Below are 15665 nucleotides of genomic sequence, written 5' to 3'. Positions count from 1 at the left end.
CTAGCCGTGCATTGCCGCTGACTTCGCGACAAGCCTGTCGAGGCTGAGCCGCGCATCGGGCGCATGAGCCAGCCAGTAATCCACCGCTCTGGGTAAAAATATTTCTGCGCTGGGTGCCGGGTGCCGGACATTCAACGGTGGCCTGACCAGATCGCTTTCGGCGTACACGCCGTAGATCTGTAACAAGCGCTCGAAATAGCGGAAATCTCTGGTTGAAATACCCTCCGGCCGCCATGCAACCAGCGAGCGCTTGAGGAACGCCCATTGCCGACTGCGCAGGATCGGTGCCGGGGTAAGCGGCGCAACGCCTGCTGCCTGGCGCGCCCGGTCGACACGCGACTCGATGATGCGGATCACCTGCTCATAAGGCAGCCGCGCATCCCCTGCCGATGCCACGACCTCGCGCGCGTCGCCACCTGCCACGCAATGACTGACCAGGTGGATCAATTCGTCGACCACCCAGTCGATAGGCACCAGGTCAAACAGCCCCTGGCGGTTGCCGACCAGAAACGGTGGTGAAAAGGTATTGATGAAGCGGATCAACGGATACAGCCCATGAAAACGGCTGATTGCGCCGTCGCTCGTAGCGCCGATGACCAGACTGCAACTGAACACGGAAATCGGCATTTGCCTGCCGAAGGTTTCACGTAAACCCCGCTCCGCAGCGGCCTTGCTTTCCTCATAACCGTTGCGATAGGTCCAGCCTTCACACTGCGTGAAAGCCGTGGACACGTAGATAAAGTGAGGCTTGCGCACCAGTTTCTGGACAAAACCGCAGAACAGCTGCGCACCTTCGACATTCAGCTCATGCATCTCTTCGAACGTCTTGTCCCAGGCCACATCGGCAGCGAGGTGGACTGCCGTGGCGCTCTCGATGGCTGGCATGGTGTCCGCCAGCGCATTCAGGGAAGCGGCGTCGGTAAGGTCGGCGATACGGCACTCAAGCCGCGAGCGGCTGTCCACTTGCAGGTCTTGCAGGCAGCGACTGGCAGCTTGCCCGGAACGACACAAGGCTATGACATGCGACTCCGGATGCTGACTGAGCCAGTCGCGCACGAACCAGGAGCCCAGTGCGCCGCTGGCACCGGTAATGATCAGTGTCGAACGCATATCAACAGCCCCCTGCCGCAACCCGCTGATGACGGCGAGCGAGCAATTGATTGCGTATACCGTCGAGCATCTGGATGTTATTGGCGCGAATCGCTCGTTCGCCTATGGGGTGCAAAACCTCGGCCAGCGACGGGATGCCAAGGTCGAAGGTGACATTCAGGTCCACATGCAAGCCATCGGCGCGTTGTATCAGCAGCCACTCGCCGTACCATACCTCAAGGTCGCCATCGGTCTGCTTGAACTCGATGCGCTCGTTGGTCACCAGCCAGTCCTGCTCGGTCCAGGTCAGCTCGCTGCCATTGATCAGCACGCGCCATGTACTGGAGACATATTCACTCTGCCGGGGGTGAACGATCACCTCCAGCACATCACTCATGAAGTCGGGATAGCGGGCGAAGTCCGAGAGGATCGGCCACACTTCGCCAGGCTCGAAGTCACCAAGAAGCACACTGGTTGATACATCAGGCATAGGAACTCTCCGTCATTGGATGGAACGATAGGCCGCATCGACGGCATCACAGAAACTGTTGATGCCCTGTTCGAGGTCGTCCCGGGTGATGGTCGCGTCGGGATAAACCCGCAGTACCCGGGTTGCGCTCAGGCAGAAAGCCAGCAGCACGTTGCGGTGTGCGGCCTCGATCAGGGTCTGCGCCACATAGTTGCTGGAGGTGAACTCCACACCGATCATCAGGCCACTACCGCGTACTTCAGCCACTGCCGGGCAGTCCTGCAGACGTTTGCGCAGGATTTCCATGGCCACTTGCCCAAGCTCATTGACGCGTTCGCAGAATGCGGGATCGCTAACCACGTCGAGCACCGCGTTGACCACTGCCCCGGCCAGGGCGCTGCCCGCATAGGACGAGGCATGCACGACAGGATCACGCGCGGGCGCGCCGAACCGACTGCTGTCGTAAATGGCGGCGGCAACCGGGAACACGCCACCGCCCAGGGTTTTGCCGAACACGATGATGTCGGCTGGCGCGCCGCAAACCAACGAACCACTGCGCCCCAGACCTGACTGAATCTCGTCATGAATCATGAACGCGTCATGCTCGCGGCATAGCCCGGCAAGTTCTCCCAGAAAGCTCAGGTCCACCGGCCTGATTCCGCCCTCTCCCTGAACAGGCTCGGCGATGACCGCTGCAATATCGCCTTCTGCCAGTGTCTTGCGTGCAGCGTCCAGATCACCGGCATCGATGAACACCACATCTTCGGCATGCATCAGCGAGGCGTGCCCCCTGTAGCCATAGCTGACCGCCAGCGCGCCACTCGTGCGCCCGTGATAAGCATGAGTCAACGCGATGATTCGCCGCTTGCCGGTCTGCATGCGCACCAGTTTGAGCGCCGCTTCGATGACCTCCGAACCGCTGTTGCCGTACAGCACGCCATTGCCCGGCCGACCGATACAGGCCACCAGGCGCTCGGCTGCGCTGAGGCTGGGTTCGTTGGCCAATATCCGACTGGAAAGGCCCAGCGACGTCACTTGCCGCGTCAGAGCAGCGACCACCGCGGGGTGCCGATGGCCCAGCAGATGCAGCCCGAATGAACCAAAGTCCAGCCAGCGCCGGCCGGTGTCATCGGTTATCCACGAACCCTGGGCCGAGTGCTCGGCTGCGGTAAGCCCTGCCATTCGCAGCATCAGGCCTTGCTCGCGGCCGAAAACCGCCCCGTAACGCTCGACAAACGATGATTTGCGCACCGGCACACTTGCAGGCGCGGTCATGACATGACTGTTCATAGAGACCTCATCAAAGGAGCCAGAAAGGCAGCATCGCGTCCTGCCAGGCGGCAGGAGCGGTCCCAGTCACGCAGGGTCCGCAGGACCTGGCCCTGAGTACCCGGCAGCAACGGGTTGAACAGCTTTCCGGGAAAGGCCTGCAGAACTTCCTTGAACAGCTCGATCAACCGGCTCGCCTCATCACTGCGGTCGGCATCGGTATCTGTGGGGACGCCCAGCCATTCGACGGCGACTGGCCCGGAGTGAGCAATGACGTCTGTGAGCCCGTATTCACTGAACAAGGCGAACTGGTGCAACTCGTTCGGGGTGTCGGCACCGGCGAGTCGGCAGTCAATGTCGACCATCAATTCAGCCAGCTTGATTCTCAGCGCATCCACCACTTGAGGCTCGTTCGCCGCGCCTTCGAGGTCCTCCAGATAGGCTTCAAGCTCGGTCATCAGCAACCAGGCCACCGATATCAGCTTTTGCGCGTAAGGCCCTGCCGGGTATACATAGCCGCCACTCAGCCGGGGAAACCACTGGCGACCGGCTGCCTGTGCTGAAATTGCAGTCATGCGTGTGCTCCCTGCATCGGGTTGTGATCCTTGAGTGAGAAGCTGACGAGTCCGGCACGCGCAGCGCGCAGAAGACAGGCGGCAGCCTCAGGTGATTGCTCGGCAAGATCGATCGGGCGGGTGCTGGACAGCTCTGGCACATCCAGACGTGCCAATAGCGTCGCCTGTTGATCGTCGGTGAGCACAAAGTCGACCCCCGGCAAAAACGCACTGGCGGCGGAACGCTCGATACCTGGTTTTAACGCGGCATAGTCCGCTTCACAGGCAAAGGTTTGCTCGGCGAGCTGGGTCAATTCACACAATTGCATGAGGCCTGCCCCCTGCAATCCATTGCGGCAGGCAGGATAGGCGCGTTGCCACAGCTGCCCGATGGCACGGACAAGGCCGTCGTCATTCAGCATGCCGTGCCGGTTGAGCGCGCGGTCCCATCGCAGGAGTGTCCACTTGCGATTGGAATTGACCCAGCCGTGGCTGGCCAGCGTCGCGTTCATCAGAAACAGTGCGGCGTTGCAGGCATAGGCGGCGGCCGCGCGGTATTCGCCACTGCGCCAGGCCAGCACTGAAAAGCAGGCGCTCTGGCGGAAGTCGTCGAACGCTGCCACCGACCAGATCGAACTCAAGTCCTTCTGACTGTCCAGATAAGGAAGCGACTGATCGGTCGACACCGCGCAGACCAGGCGCTCCAGGTACTTTCGCGATACCGCCTGCTGCTTGTCCCACTGCTTGAACGCAACGAGTTTCTGTGCGGTAGTTTTGTGTGCGTCCGTCGCCAGTTGGGAGAACGCGTTGTGAACTTCTTCGCGGGCAAATGCCACCACTTCCATATGGTGTTCATTGTGGTAAATCTGCGAGGCCATCGATTGATCGGACTGCCGATCATCGGTCACACATATCAGGTCTATATCACTGGCCGCATTAGCGATGCCATGTACGGGAGAGCTGCTGATCAGCGCCAGTTGTGCATCGGCATACTGGCGTTTTACAACCTCTTCCAGTTCAGAAAAAGCAAGTTGGCGCGAGGCCAGAAACTGCAGGGCGTTGCCTGAATAAAAAGCACGAAAATCCATGTACACCTTCCACTCGATAACGGTGACTTCATTGGGGCTGCTATTCGGCTTGCCGAGCAACCCCCTGCCTGATCCATGACCATGAATTACTTTGTCGTCGTTAACGCGAGCGCTGACGCAATGGAACAAGCCCCCATTACTTCACGATGTTGTACCCAGCAAGTGGCGTGCCACCGTTATTGATCATCGTGTATTGGCAAGGTGCCAGCTAATCGCCGACGCCGGCCTGAAATGTGACTGAAAGATCGGCAAGCCTTTAAATTAACTGACTTTTTTAAGCAAGATTTCGAAACATGACAACTTTAATATATGTATCGAATTATGTATAAGCCACTTTTAAAAGTAGCAAAGTGCTATCCATGTTTATTGTTTCAGGGCACGTAAGCAAATGCACCACGCCGACTCGATAGCGTCGAAATCGCACTGTTTTGGCTTATCGTCTTGTATACATGTTTATTAGATCACTGCCGTTAAGTTTGTTCAGCCGTCTGATAAAGCAGTGGCACGAAGCTTGCTCAAGCTCTGCTCACACTTCGAAGCCAGGGAAGTTCAACGTGGACACACTTCTTGCACAATTAGCCGACGACACCAACGACACCTTCTATACCGTTGACCCGCGCTGGATCACCCGGAATGCGCAGCAATTCAGTGGCTGTTTTCCAGGTACCGTGCTGTATGCAATGAAGGCCAATCCACTTGTGCAGGTACTTGAAGCCTTGAGCCAAGGCGGTATCAATCATTTTGACGTGGCGTCGCTTGCAGAGGTGCAGACGGTACACAACACCCTGCCCAACGCAGTTCAATACCTGATGAACCCAGTGAAATCGCGCCATTGCCTGCACGAGGCCTACTATCGGTATGGCGTGCGTTCATTTGTGCTCGACAGTGAGGAGGAACTCTCGAAGTTGCGGGACGTGTTGCCCGAGCGCGACAGCACGATCAGCCTGTTCGTGCGCTACGCACCCTCCGAGTCGACGGCGGTTTATGATCTCAGAGGAAAATTCGGGGCAAGTCCGGTGTTAGCGACGCAACTGGTGCATCAAGTGGCGTCCAGCACCGACTGGTCACTCGGGCTGTCATTTCATGTCGGTTCGCAAGCCCTTGAAGACGGCCCGTGGCTCGCGGCCCTCAATGACGCCGATGCCATTGTGCGCGACACCGCCGAGCACGTCAGGCACCTGGATATCGGTGGCGGGTTTCCGGGTAATTACCTGAACTCCATGGGTAACACGCCAGACCTGGTTGGCAGAGTCTGCGACCATATCCAGACCAGCCCGACACTGAAGGACCTGAACCTGATCTGCGAAGCGGGTCGTGGTCTGGTCTACGGCGGCATGTCGCTATTTGCACGGGTGCTTTCAAGACGCGAGCAGAGCGTTTTTTGTGGTGCCGGTATTTTTGGCGGTTTGCTCTCAGCCCAGCAGTGGCTGCAATTTCCCGCACGCGTGTGGCGAGAAGGCACCCCTTACACCGGTGCTGCGGAAAACACGTTCAATATCTTCGGCCCCACCTGCGACAGCATGGATCGCCTGGCCTTCCCCTACTCGCTCGCCAGCGATATCAGGGAAAGCGACTGGCTGGAATTCCAATCGACCGGCGCTTACTCGGTGTCCCTGCGCACCCCGTTCAACGGGTTTTACGCCGACCGCATCATTTCTCTCCCTTCCTGAATGCCTGAAAAGCGATCTGCCGCCATGCTCATAAAAGCCTATTTGTTCCTGCTTGCAGGAATTGTCGCTGAAACAGTGGCGACCATCGCACTGAAAGAAAGTAACGGGTTTACCCGTTGGGTCCCGGTTATTGCCTCTATCGCGGGCTACGGGCTCGGAATCGTCTGCCTGGGGTATGCACAACGGGACTTGCCCATGTCCCTGATCACCTCCATGTGGTCAGGGTTGGGCATTACGCTGATCACTGTCATTGCCGCGTTTCGCTATCAACAGGTGCCCACGTTAATGGCCGTGAGCGGTATCGGCCTGATCATCGCGGGCATCATTCTGGTCAATCTGGCCAAGGAACAAGTGGCCTGACAGCGCATGGTTGCCAGGCTCATATGTCGGTTCAAGCGAAGTCAAAAGGCCCCTCGAAACGGCCTATTGGCACCCAGTGGGTAATAAGACCGGTGTCGGCCTTCCAGTGGTGCAGCAACAGCGCGGGAGGCTCGACATAGGAAGCGTCGGCAGCATCCGGGCGCAGTTGCAAGGCAATGGCCGTCGTCGTGCTCGGGGCCGTGCACATCAGCGTGCCGCCAAAGCGCAGCTGCATGAAACGATGAATATGACCGCAAACGATTCGCTCGACAGCCGGGTATCTGGAGACCACCTCGGCCAGCCGCTCGCCCCTTTCACAGCGATAGGCGTCGATGCAGTGAATGCCACTTGAAAACGGCGGCTGATGCATCATGATCAGCGTCGGTTTGTCAGGCTCCAGCGCCAGTATGCGATCCAGCCATTGGGTGGCAGTATCGGTCATATCGCCGTGATGCTGTTCGGGCACGCTGATATCCAGCCCGATAATGCGCATCGGCGCGGAACCTGAGTCGACGAAGCTGCAGTTTTCCTCATTGATGAAGTAATCGTGCTCCGGGAAGGCATTACGCAGGTTCTGCCGATGATCATGGTTGCCCGGTATCATCAAAAGCCTCTGGCGCAGCGGCTGCAGCAGCTCTCGGGCCATTGCGTACTCCTCGGGTCGCCCCTCGTCCACCAGATCACCGCTGAACAGAATCAGATCAGGCGGCGGATCCAGGGCGTTTATCGTGTCGACGGCAGCCGCCAGCATTGCATTCGAATCGACAACGCCTTGATAGAGTAGCCCTCTGGGTCGTACATGCGTGTCAGAAATGTGCGCTATCAGCATTCCGTTACCTCAATCGTGACCAGGTCGCTTATCCACTAGTACAGCGAACCTGCAACGACCGGGCCAGACTTCGCCCCGGCCATTACTGAAGCGCGGCAGCGATTGAGAACACCGCAGTCTTTAAACCTCGGGAAACACTGGTTCTCCCAGATTGAGCATGAGCCGATTGGCCCACGCGAATATCGAGATAGCGTGAATCAGGTCCAGCACCTGCGCATCGTCCAGCCCTTGCTCGCGCAGTGCATTGATATGCCCGGCGTTGAGCGAGGCCGGCTCGAGCGTCAGGTCGATGGCGAACTGCACGATGGCTTTTTCACGCGCGGTCGTACCTGCCGTATGGGGGTCGGCAAATACCTGGGCGATAACATCATTGCGCTTGGCCAGTTGTTCGAAGCGTTGCGCGTGCACTGACGCGCAATAGACGCAGCGGTTGATCCGCGACACGACAGTGCTCGCCAGCTCCCGCTCGGCGCGCGACAGGCCACCCGGTGCGTACATGATCGCGTTGAACGCCTGTGAGCGCTGACGAAGGATGTCAGGGTGATGTGCCAGGGTCAGGTAGTAATCCGAGGTCTTGGCCTGCGGATGGCTTTCTTCAAGCACCGCAACCTGCCCGGCGGTCGCGCTGTTCAGGTCCACGGTTGGCAGCCAGGCTTTCCAGCCCAGTACCTGATTGGTGAAGCCTTCAATTTCAATCAGTTCGCTCATCAGGCTGCTCCGGCAGACTTTAACGCACCCAGCCCTGCGGCCAGACGCACCTGGTAGGACAGGAATGCGATCAGTTGCGCCAGCACCACTATTTCAGCGGTGCTCAGGCCCTGTTTTTGCAGCGCCTGCAACGCGCTCTGATCACCGTGTACCGGAGACTCGATCAGGGTGCGGGTAAAGCGCAGGATCGCAGCCAGGCGCGGGTCCTCCAGCAGGTCGATTCGGCTGGCGCTCACATCGGCCAGTACGCTTGCCTGCGCGCCAGTCGCCTGCAATTGCGAAAGATAATGCTCGCTGAGGGTCGGTTGCAGACTCAGCAGGGTCGCGTAATAGGCAACCCAGAGACGCTCGTTCAACGACAGGTTGTGCTCCAGCGTCGGGGCAAAAAACAAATCCTGACTACCCTGGGTCGCCAGTGCGACCTTGTCCCGCGCATGCCGAATTGCGTGCAACGGGCTGGCTGGCGCGATGCCCAACAGACTATCCAGAGTGTCCGGAGGCGTCGAATGTTCAGTGGTCGATGTCATGACAGGTCCTGCAATGCTGTGGTTGCATGCGCGCAGCCGCTTCAAGAAGCGGCACGTGAATGAAAGGAGATCAAGGCTGTTCGGTAACCATGGTTGCCGCCGTGCGGTCACTGACCAGCGGCTCGACCTTCAGGCCTTTGCGCGCCGCCCAGATGTTCTGGTAGTGGAACAGCGGGATGATGCCGACGTCGTCGCTGACCACCTGAACCGAGTCCTGAAGAATCTTGCGCCGTTTGGCCTCGTCGAATTCGGCGGTCGAATCAGCCAGTGCCTTGTCTACCAGCGGATTGCTGTAATGCCCCCAGTTGGACGCGCCCTGCCCCTTGCTGCTGTCGACCGTGGTCAGAATGTTGGTCAGGGCATATGCCGCTTCGCCAGTCCCGTTGCCCCAGGCAATCACACTGATCGCGAGTTCATTCTTGTTGGCCTTGCCCGCGTACACAGCCCACGGCAATACCTCCAGCTGGACCTTGACGCCGATCCGCGTCCAGAATTGCGCCACCGCCTGCATGACCTCCGGTGCCTGCGGATAACGGTCGCCTGGCACATGCACAGTCAGTTGGAAGCCTTCGGGAAAGCCTGCCTGCGCCAGCAGATCCTTGGCCTGTTTGACGTCATAGGGAATGTTCTTGATCTGCGGGTTGTAACCGAACGTATTGGCCGGCATCCATTGATTGGCCTCGGTGACGGTGCCTTGCATGATGCGTTCATTGATGGCCGGGCGGTTGATCGCCAGGGACAGCGCCTTGCGCACCCGCACATCCAGCAGCGGGTTTTCGGCCAGCGGCTTGCCTGCGTTGTCACGAATGAACTCATTCGGTCCGGCACGGAAGCTCGGTTGAATGATCAGCGCACGCAGGCCCTGATAGGCGAAGACATTGACACTCGGCGTTTTGCGCAGGCGCTCTACATCGGTGGGCGACACCTTGTCGATCACGTCCACATCACCCGCCAGCAAGGCCGCAGTACGGTTGGCGGCGTTGGCGATGAAGCGAAAATCAACCTTGTCCCAGGTTGGTTTCGCGCCCCAGTAGCTGTCGTTACGGGCAAAGATCGTGCGATCACCCGGCACGAATGAGACAAACCGGTAAGGGCCGGTGCCGATCATGGCCTTGCCCGAGTTGTAATCGGCGCTGCTGGCGGTCGCACCTGCATGGCGGCTGACAATGTAGATCGAATCGACGTCCGGCAGCAGGTTGGCGTTAGGCAGACGAGTCTTGATGATCAGCGTGTGCTCATCCTTGGCCTTGACCGATTCAACGGTGCGCATGGCACCTGCATAAGACGCGACACTGCCGGGTACGCTGCGGGCGCGCTCGAAGGAGAAGACCAGATCGTCGGCGGTCAGCGGCGTGCCGTCCTGCCATTTCACGTCATCGCGCAGGGCAAATTCCCAAGTGGTGTCGTCCACGACCTTCCAGCTTTTGGCGAGGCCCGGCAGGGTCTTGTCATCGCGGCGGCTGACCAGCGATTCAAAGGCATGCAGCGCCACCGAACGGTCGCCGGCATAGTTGTTGAGCTGCGGATCGAGCGACGATACCGGGTCGGCATAACCGATACGCAAGTCCTGCGCCGAGACACTGCCAGCGGCCAGAACGAGGGCCGACGCTAACAACGAACGAACGAGTGGTTTCATGGGTGATTCCTTGTACGCAATGGCAGAGGGTGACGAGCTTCAGGCGCTCGTTCAGCGTTGATCATTCAGATGGCACGCGCTCTGGTGGTTCGGCGAAACCTCCCTCAGCGCTGGAACTTCCTCGCGGCAGCGCGCCATGGCGTGCGGACAGCGAGGGTGGAAATGACACCCGGTTGGCGGGTTCAGCGGGCTGGGGATTTCCCCTTTGATCGCGTCATAACGGGTACTGCGGATATCAAAGCGCGGGATTTGCGCCAGCAGGGCCTGGGTATACGGGTGATTGGCACGCGCAAACAGGTCATCGACCGATGCGGTCTCGACCACACGGCCCAGGTACATCACGACCACGCGGTCGCACAGATGCTCGACCACGCCTAGGTCATGACTGATAAACAGATAGGTCAGGCCCAGCTCGTCGCGCAGGTCCATGAACAGGTTGAGAATCTGGGCCTGAATCGACACGTCCAGCGCTGCTACCGACTCGTCGCATACCAACAGTTCCGGCTGCACCGCCAGTGCACGGGCAATGCCGATGCGCTGACGCTGACCGCCACTGAATTGATGGGGATAACGCTGGCGCAACTGCGGGCTGAGCCCGGCACGTTGCAACTGGGCACTGACGTAATCATCAGCCCCTTTGCGGTCGGTCAGGCCATGCAGCAGCGCGCCCTCCCCGACGATACGGTCGACCCGCAGGCGCGGGTTGAGGCTTGACGACGGATCCTGAAAAATCATCTGTACTTTCAGGCGCAGCGCCTTGCGCTCCTGCGTGGTCAGGCTGTCGAGCGGCTTGCCGTCCACCGATGCGACACCTGACGAGACCGGCAGCAGCCCGGCAACCATGCGTCCCAAGGTCGATTTGCCGCAGCCCGACTCGCCCACCAGCCCGACCACTTCACCGCGCATGATGCGCAGATCGACACGATCCACCGCATGGGTCAGCGGTTTTGCACGGGTAAGGTGCAGCCGTTGCAGGAGCCCCTGAAGGGAGCGCTTATCCACGGCTTTGCCGAAGGTCTTGCTGACCTGATGCAGCTCGATGAGGGGAATCTGATCACTGGGCATCGGCCGCTCCTGGGTGAAAACAGCGAACCATCTGGCCCGGTCGTGCCTCGTGGGGTTGAGGCTCCTGCGCACAAACCTGCGAGGCTCTGGGGCAACGCGCCGCGAAAGCACAACCGACCGGCATCGACAGCAGGTCGGGTGCCATGCCCGGGATCTGCCGCAGGCGCTGGCCACGCTTGTTGCGACTTGGCAGGCTGTCGATCAGCCCCTGTGTATAAGGATGTTGCGGGCGATCCAGCACCTCGGCGACCGGGCCTTGTTCGACAATGCGTCCGGCGTACATCACTGCCACGTCATCAGCCAGCCCGGCAATCACGGAAAGATCATGGGTGATCCAGATCAGTGAGGTGCCCTGCTCACGTACCAGCTTCTGCACCTCACTGAGAATTTGCGCCTGAATGGTGACGTCCAGCGCAGTGGTTGGCTCATCGGCAATGATCAGGTCCGGGGCGTGCAGCAGCGCAATGGCAATCGCCACTCGCTGGCGCATGCCGCCAGACAGTTGATGCGGATAGGCGCGCAGGCGTTCTTCAGGGCTGGCGATGCCCATCAGCGCCAGAGTACGACTGGCATGCTCACGGGCCTCTCGCCTGCCGAGCGGGCTATGCGCGCGCACCGCTTCGATCATTTGCGTGTCGACCCGTAGCACCGGGTTGAGGGTCATCATCGGGTCCTGAAAAATCATCGCCACCCGGTTGCCCTGAATGCCGCGCAGTTGCGAGGCAGACAGTTTGGTCAGATCACGCCCTTTGAACAGCACCTGCCCGCCACTGATGCGCCCTGGCTCATCGACAAGGCCGAGAATCGAAAACCCGGTGACCGATTTGCCCGAACCCGACTCACCGACCAGGCCGAGAATACGCCCCGGCTGCACGCTCAAGGACACATCACGCACCGCCGGCAGCACGCCTGCGCGGGTATGGAACGAGGTGCACAGCCCTCGCACATCAAGGGTTGGCTGTGTAACCGGGGTTGACGCGAATGACACTTCAGGCAGGCTCATCGCTGCAACCTCGGGTTAAGAACATCACGTAGACGGTCACCGACCAGATTGATCGCCACGATGGTGATCAACAGTGCCAGCCCCGGAAACAGGCTGATCCAGTATTCATTACTGAGCATGTACTGAAAGCCGTTGGCAATCAGCAGCCCCAGTGAAGGCTCGGTCACCGGCACACCCAGACCGAGAAACGACAGGGTCGCTTCCAGGGTAATGGCGCGGGCGATTTGCAAAGCGCCGATCACGATCAGCGGCGGCAGGCAGTTGGGCAGAATGTGGCCGATCACAATGCGCAGCGGACCAACGCCCTGCCCGCGCGCTGCATCGACGTATTCGCGACGGCTTTCGGTTAGCGCCTGACCACGCGCTGTACGGGCGTAATAGGCCCATTCAAGCACTATCAGGGTAAGCATCACGTTGCCGACGCCCTTGCCCAGCCAGGCGAGAATCATCAGCGCCATTAGAATGACCGGGAATGACAGCAGCAAGTCGACCAGACGCATCAGCAAGGCATCGACCCAGCCGCCGACATACGCAGATACAAGCCCCAACAACGTGCCGATCACTGCCGCAATCAGCGCCGAGCCAATGCCGACCCACAGGCTGATGCGCAGGCCATAGATAATCGCCGAGACCAGATCGCGACCCTGTCCGTCGGTGCCCAGCCAATAGGTATAGCCGCTGTCCATGTTGAGGCTGCCTGGCGGCATTCGCGCATCCATCACGTTGAGCTGCATCAGGTCGTAGGGGTTCTGCACCACGATCCAGGGTGCCAGGACAGCCACCAGCACAATGACCAAAAGGACCATCAGGCCTGTCACCGCAGTCGGTGAGCTGAAGAACTCGGTCAGCACCCGCCGCCATGGCGATTGAGCCTGCAACAGCGTGCTGCCGATCGGGGCTTTTTCAATGACATTCATCGGGAGGCCTCGATGCGTACGCGTGGGTCCAGCAGGTAATACAGGCCATCCACGATCAGGTTGAGCACCACGAAAATCACCACGACCACCATTAGGTAAGCGACCACCACCGGGCGATCAAGCATGTTGATGCTGTCGAGGATCAGCTTGCCGGCACCGGGCCAGGCAAAAATGCTCTCGGTTACCACGGCGTAGGCGATAGTCGAACCCAGTTCCATGGCCAGCACCGTCACCACCGGGATCATGGTGTTGCGCATGACATGCATGCACATCACACGCATCGGCGACAGGCCCTTGGCCCGGGCGAATTTGACGAATTCCTGAGGCAGCACCTCACGCACTCCGGCACGGGTCAGGCGCAGCACCAGCGAAATCTTGAACAGCGCCAGGTTCAGCGCAGGCAGTAGCAGATGTTGCAAACCGTCCAGCGTCAGCCATGACCATTGCACACCCAGCCACTCACGGGTTTCGCCCCGACCGCTGGCCGGCAGCCAGCCCAGCGTGATCGAGAACAGCATGATCATCATCAATGCCACCCAGAACGCCGGCAGCGAAAAACCGACGATGCTGGCAGCCATCATCAGCCGGGAAAGCGGGTGCTCGGGGTACATACCAGCGAACATGCCCAACGGCACACCGATGACTACGGCCAGAAACAAGGCGCTGAACGCCAGCTCAAAGGTCGCGGGCAAGCGCTGCAGAATCAGGCGCATGGCATCTTCGTGGTACACAAAACTTTGCCCAAGATTGCCGTGAACCGCGCCTTTGAGAAAAATCAGGTACTGCTGCCACAGCGGCTGATCCAGCCCCAGATGAGCGATGGCCTGCAGACGTTCGGCCTGATTGAGGTCTTCACCAACCAGAATATCCATCGGATTACCAATGGCATTGAGGCCGACGAACACCACCACGGTCATCAACAGAATGACCAGCAACGACTGAGTGAGCCTGCGCAGCGCCCAGCCGATCATTGGCGCAGCTCTTCGGCGGTCGGCTGGCTGGCCACCCACTCATCGCCCAGCAGCTCTGGCTCGGCGTAATCGAGCATGGTGTCGAAATGCAGCGCGATGTCCTCATTGAACAGCTGCCCGACCAAGGCATGGGCCAAACGCTTGGAGCCTTCGCTGATGGCAGGAATATCCCCGGACACCGCGCCATAGCTCAGCGCTGCCGGGTAACTGAAGCAGTGGATATGGTTCAGCCCTGGACAGCCGCCGGGGGTCTTTTCCTGAAACTCGAAACAATTGCCCAGGTCCGGCAGCAACGCCAGTTCGCTGTCGGTTTCGCCTTGCGGCGCTTCGAAACGATCCTGCCAGACGCGAATCTGCGACGAAAACGGGGCAAATTCAGGGCGCTGGCGGAAGTCGGTACGAAACCCGGTGGCAAACACCACAAAATCGGCCTCGATACACGCTTTGGGCGTGTTCAGCCACACGCCGCCAGCCGGGTTCTGTTCGACTGAAAGCACCGGGCTGTCGAGCATGAAGCGGGCTTTGCCCGAACCAGAAACTCTGAGCGTACTGCCGCGTGGCGGTGGCACTTGCTGAGTGTTCAGGTAGTGGCGAATACGCCATTTCCAGATATCCGGCAGGCGCCAATAACCGTGAACCATGCCCGGGTTACCGACCCCCTTGCCTTTGTTGATGCGAGGCAGCTCGGCACGCCGGATGAGCAGGTCAACCCGCGTTGCGCCCGCTTCAAGCGCAGTGGCGGCGCTGTCCATGGCTGATGCGCCACCGCCAATGACTGCCACACGTTTGCCGGTGAACCAGTCATCCTGCAGGCCCGCCGCCGAATGCGTCCACAAATGCTTCGGCAACTGCCGGGCAAAATCCGGCACCCAGGGGCCGCCCAGACCGTCACGGCCCGTGGCGAGCACCACATGCCGGGCCAGCAGGAATTGCGTTTGCACAGGCGTCACGATATCCAGTTCGATCAGGCCGTCCGCTCTGGGTGCGACCCGGCTCACCCGGTGTTCGTTGCGCACGTCCAGCGCCAGCACCTTGCGATACCAACGCAAGTATTCGGCCCATTGCAGGCGTGGAATCTTGTCCAGTAATGCCCAGCCGTCGATACCGAATTGCGCTTCGTACCAGGCGCGGAACGTCAGCGCCGGCAGCCCCAGCGCCGGTCCGGTCAGTTGCTTTGGCGAACGCAGGGTTTCCATTCGCGCGGTGGTTGCCCAAGGGCCTTCGAAACCGGCCGGGGACTGATCGAAAATCACCGCCGCCACGCCGAGGTTGCGCAGTTCTGCGGCCAGAGCAAGACCAGCCATGCCACCGCCGATGATCGCCACATCAAGCACTGCCTGCCCGGCGCTCATCCTGGCTTTGACCCAGGGCCTGGCGGGCAGGTCCAGCCAGGCCAGATCCTGCTGCAAACGAGCTTCCAGGGCCGCCAGACCGGCAGGTGCATTTACATCTGACATTGATCGGTACTCGAAAAAATGTTCGGGCCACAAGCCCAAGCGGTGACTCAAAC

General features: G+C 59.8%; 16 protein-coding genes. 2 read left to right on the top strand and 14 right to left on the bottom strand.

Features of this window, described 5'->3' with window-relative positions; translation table 11 throughout:
- From RYA97_RS03875 to RYA97_RS03855, 5 genes are read right to left on the bottom strand one after another with little or no spacing between them, the layout of a single operon-like run.
- A complete protein-coding gene (locus tag RYA97_RS03875; protein ID WP_316891919.1) occupies positions 1–1110 on the bottom strand; it encodes an SDR family oxidoreductase in 1110 nt (369 codons plus the stop codon).
- 1 nt (position 1111) lies between these two features.
- Positions 1112–1579 (bottom strand): type II toxin-antitoxin system RatA family toxin, encoded by a 468-nt coding sequence (locus RYA97_RS03870; protein ID WP_005732080.1) that lies wholly within the window; start codon positions 1577–1579, stop codon positions 1112–1114.
- Between the two features lie 12 nt (positions 1580–1591).
- Positions 1592–2848, bottom strand: coding sequence for an aspartate aminotransferase family protein (locus RYA97_RS03865; RefSeq protein WP_316891918.1), 1257 nt, complete (start codon positions 2846–2848; stop codon positions 1592–1594).
- The gene (locus RYA97_RS03860; protein ID WP_057404708.1) at positions 2845–3402 is read right to left on the bottom strand and encodes a DUF6031 family protein; all 558 of its coding nucleotides are present in this window, start codon (positions 3400–3402) and stop codon (positions 2845–2847) included. The genes RYA97_RS03865 and RYA97_RS03860 overlap by 4 nt, the downstream gene beginning before the upstream one ends.
- Positions 3399–4469, bottom strand: a complete 1071-nt coding sequence (locus RYA97_RS03855; RefSeq protein ID WP_029240931.1) for a DUF6001 family protein — start codon at positions 4467–4469, stop codon at positions 3399–3401. Before RYA97_RS03855 ends, RYA97_RS03860 begins: the two co-directional genes overlap by 4 nt.
- 554 nt (positions 4470–5023) lie before the next feature.
- On the opposite strand from RYA97_RS03855, the gene RYA97_RS03850 reads away from it, so the two are divergent.
- Together RYA97_RS03850 and RYA97_RS03845 are read left to right on the top strand one after the other, a co-directional pair.
- Positions 5024–6139, top strand: coding sequence for a type III PLP-dependent enzyme (locus tag RYA97_RS03850; protein ID WP_316891917.1), 1116 nt, complete (start codon positions 5024–5026; stop codon positions 6137–6139).
- 24 nt (positions 6140–6163) lie between these two features.
- Positions 6164–6499 (top strand): DMT family transporter, encoded by a 336-nt coding sequence (locus tag RYA97_RS03845; protein WP_004662130.1) that lies wholly within the window; start codon positions 6164–6166, stop codon positions 6497–6499.
- 31 nt (positions 6500–6530) lie between these two features.
- On the opposite strand, the gene RYA97_RS03840 is transcribed toward RYA97_RS03845, so the two are convergent.
- The 9 genes from RYA97_RS03840 to RYA97_RS03800 form a co-directional block, all read right to left on the bottom strand.
- On the bottom strand, positions 6531–7328 hold the full coding sequence (locus RYA97_RS03840) for a phosphodiesterase (RefSeq protein ID WP_042915739.1): 798 nt from the start codon (positions 7326–7328) through the stop codon (positions 6531–6533).
- Between the two features lie 120 nt (positions 7329–7448).
- Positions 7449–8036, bottom strand: coding sequence for a peroxidase-related enzyme (locus tag RYA97_RS03835; protein ID WP_005743666.1), 588 nt, complete (start codon positions 8034–8036; stop codon positions 7449–7451).
- Positions 8036–8563 (bottom strand): CMD domain-containing protein, encoded by a 528-nt coding sequence (locus tag RYA97_RS03830; RefSeq protein WP_005743664.1) that lies wholly within the window; start codon positions 8561–8563, stop codon positions 8036–8038. The genes RYA97_RS03835 and RYA97_RS03830 overlap by 1 nt, the downstream gene beginning before the upstream one ends.
- Positions 8564–8633: 70 nt before the next feature.
- The gene (locus RYA97_RS03825) at positions 8634–10199 is read right to left on the bottom strand and encodes an ABC transporter substrate-binding protein (RefSeq protein ID WP_005743663.1); all 1566 of its coding nucleotides are present in this window, start codon (positions 10197–10199) and stop codon (positions 8634–8636) included.
- 51 nt (positions 10200–10250) lie between these two features.
- Entirely contained in the window at positions 10251–11264 is a 1014-nt protein-coding gene (locus RYA97_RS03820) for an ABC transporter ATP-binding protein (RefSeq protein WP_005743662.1), read from the bottom strand.
- Positions 11254–12267: an ABC transporter ATP-binding protein gene (locus RYA97_RS03815; protein ID WP_005743661.1), complete on the bottom strand. Its 1014-nt coding sequence runs from the start codon at positions 12265–12267 to the stop codon at positions 11254–11256. The genes RYA97_RS03820 and RYA97_RS03815 overlap by 11 nt, the downstream gene beginning before the upstream one ends.
- A complete protein-coding gene (locus tag RYA97_RS03810; protein WP_005743660.1) occupies positions 12264–13184 on the bottom strand; it encodes an ABC transporter permease in 921 nt (306 codons plus the stop codon). The genes RYA97_RS03815 and RYA97_RS03810 overlap by 4 nt, the downstream gene beginning before the upstream one ends.
- Positions 13181–14155, bottom strand: a complete 975-nt coding sequence (locus RYA97_RS03805; RefSeq protein WP_002553733.1) for an ABC transporter permease — start codon at positions 14153–14155, stop codon at positions 13181–13183. Before RYA97_RS03805 ends, RYA97_RS03810 begins: the two co-directional genes overlap by 4 nt.
- On the bottom strand, positions 14152–15612 hold the full coding sequence (locus RYA97_RS03800) for an NAD(P)-binding domain-containing protein (RefSeq protein ID WP_005743659.1): 1461 nt from the start codon (positions 15610–15612) through the stop codon (positions 14152–14154). Before RYA97_RS03800 ends, RYA97_RS03805 begins: the two co-directional genes overlap by 4 nt.
- Between the last annotated feature and the right edge of the window lie 53 nt (positions 15613–15665).

Source organism: Pseudomonas syringae group sp. 26L6 (assembly GCF_032587815.1).
GTDB classification, from domain to species: Bacteria; Pseudomonadota; Gammaproteobacteria; order Pseudomonadales; family Pseudomonadaceae; genus Aquipseudomonas; species Aquipseudomonas amygdali.
The sequence above is the reverse complement of the archived record's forward strand: the minus strand, read 5'-3'. Positions and strand labels throughout refer to the sequence as shown.

Bases quoted from the DNA above. Each gene is read 5' to 3' on its own strand.
- RYA97_RS03875 (WP_316891919.1), bottom strand. From the start codon at position 1,110: ATGCGTTCGACACTGATCATTACCGGTGCCAGCGGCGCACTGGGCTCC.
- RYA97_RS03870 (WP_005732080.1), bottom strand. From the start codon at position 1,579: ATGCCTGATGTATCAACCAGTGTGCTTCTTGGTGACTTCGAGCCTGGC.
- RYA97_RS03865 (WP_316891918.1), bottom strand. From the start codon at position 2,848: ATGAACAGTCATGTCATGACCGCGCCTGCAAGTGTGCCGGTGCGCAAA.
- RYA97_RS03860 (WP_057404708.1), bottom strand. From the start codon at position 3,402: ATGACTGCAATTTCAGCACAGGCAGCCGGTCGCCAGTGGTTTCCCCGG.
- RYA97_RS03855 (WP_029240931.1), bottom strand. From the start codon at position 4,469: ATGGATTTTCGTGCTTTTTATTCAGGCAACGCCCTGCAGTTTCTGGCC.
- RYA97_RS03845 (WP_004662130.1), top strand. From the start codon at position 6,164: ATGCTCATAAAAGCCTATTTGTTCCTGCTTGCAGGAATTGTCGCTGAA.
- RYA97_RS03840 (WP_042915739.1), bottom strand. From the start codon at position 7,328: ATGCTGATAGCGCACATTTCTGACACGCATGTACGACCCAGAGGGCTA.
- RYA97_RS03835 (WP_005743666.1), bottom strand. From the start codon at position 8,036: ATGAGCGAACTGATTGAAATTGAAGGCTTCACCAATCAGGTACTGGGC.
- RYA97_RS03830 (WP_005743664.1), bottom strand. From the start codon at position 8,563: ATGACATCGACCACTGAACATTCGACGCCTCCGGACACTCTGGATAGT.
- RYA97_RS03825 (WP_005743663.1), bottom strand. From the start codon at position 10,199: ATGAAACCACTCGTTCGTTCGTTGTTAGCGTCGGCCCTCGTTCTGGCC.
- RYA97_RS03820 (WP_005743662.1), bottom strand. From the start codon at position 11,264: ATGCCCAGTGATCAGATTCCCCTCATCGAGCTGCATCAGGTCAGCAAG.
- RYA97_RS03815 (WP_005743661.1), bottom strand. From the start codon at position 12,267: ATGAGCCTGCCTGAAGTGTCATTCGCGTCAACCCCGGTTACACAGCCA.
- RYA97_RS03810 (WP_005743660.1), bottom strand. From the start codon at position 13,184: ATGAATGTCATTGAAAAAGCCCCGATCGGCAGCACGCTGTTGCAGGCT.
- RYA97_RS03805 (WP_002553733.1), bottom strand. From the start codon at position 14,155: ATGATCGGCTGGGCGCTGCGCAGGCTCACTCAGTCGTTGCTGGTCATT.
- RYA97_RS03800 (WP_005743659.1), bottom strand. From the start codon at position 15,612: ATGTCAGATGTAAATGCACCTGCCGGTCTGGCGGCCCTGGAAGCTCGT.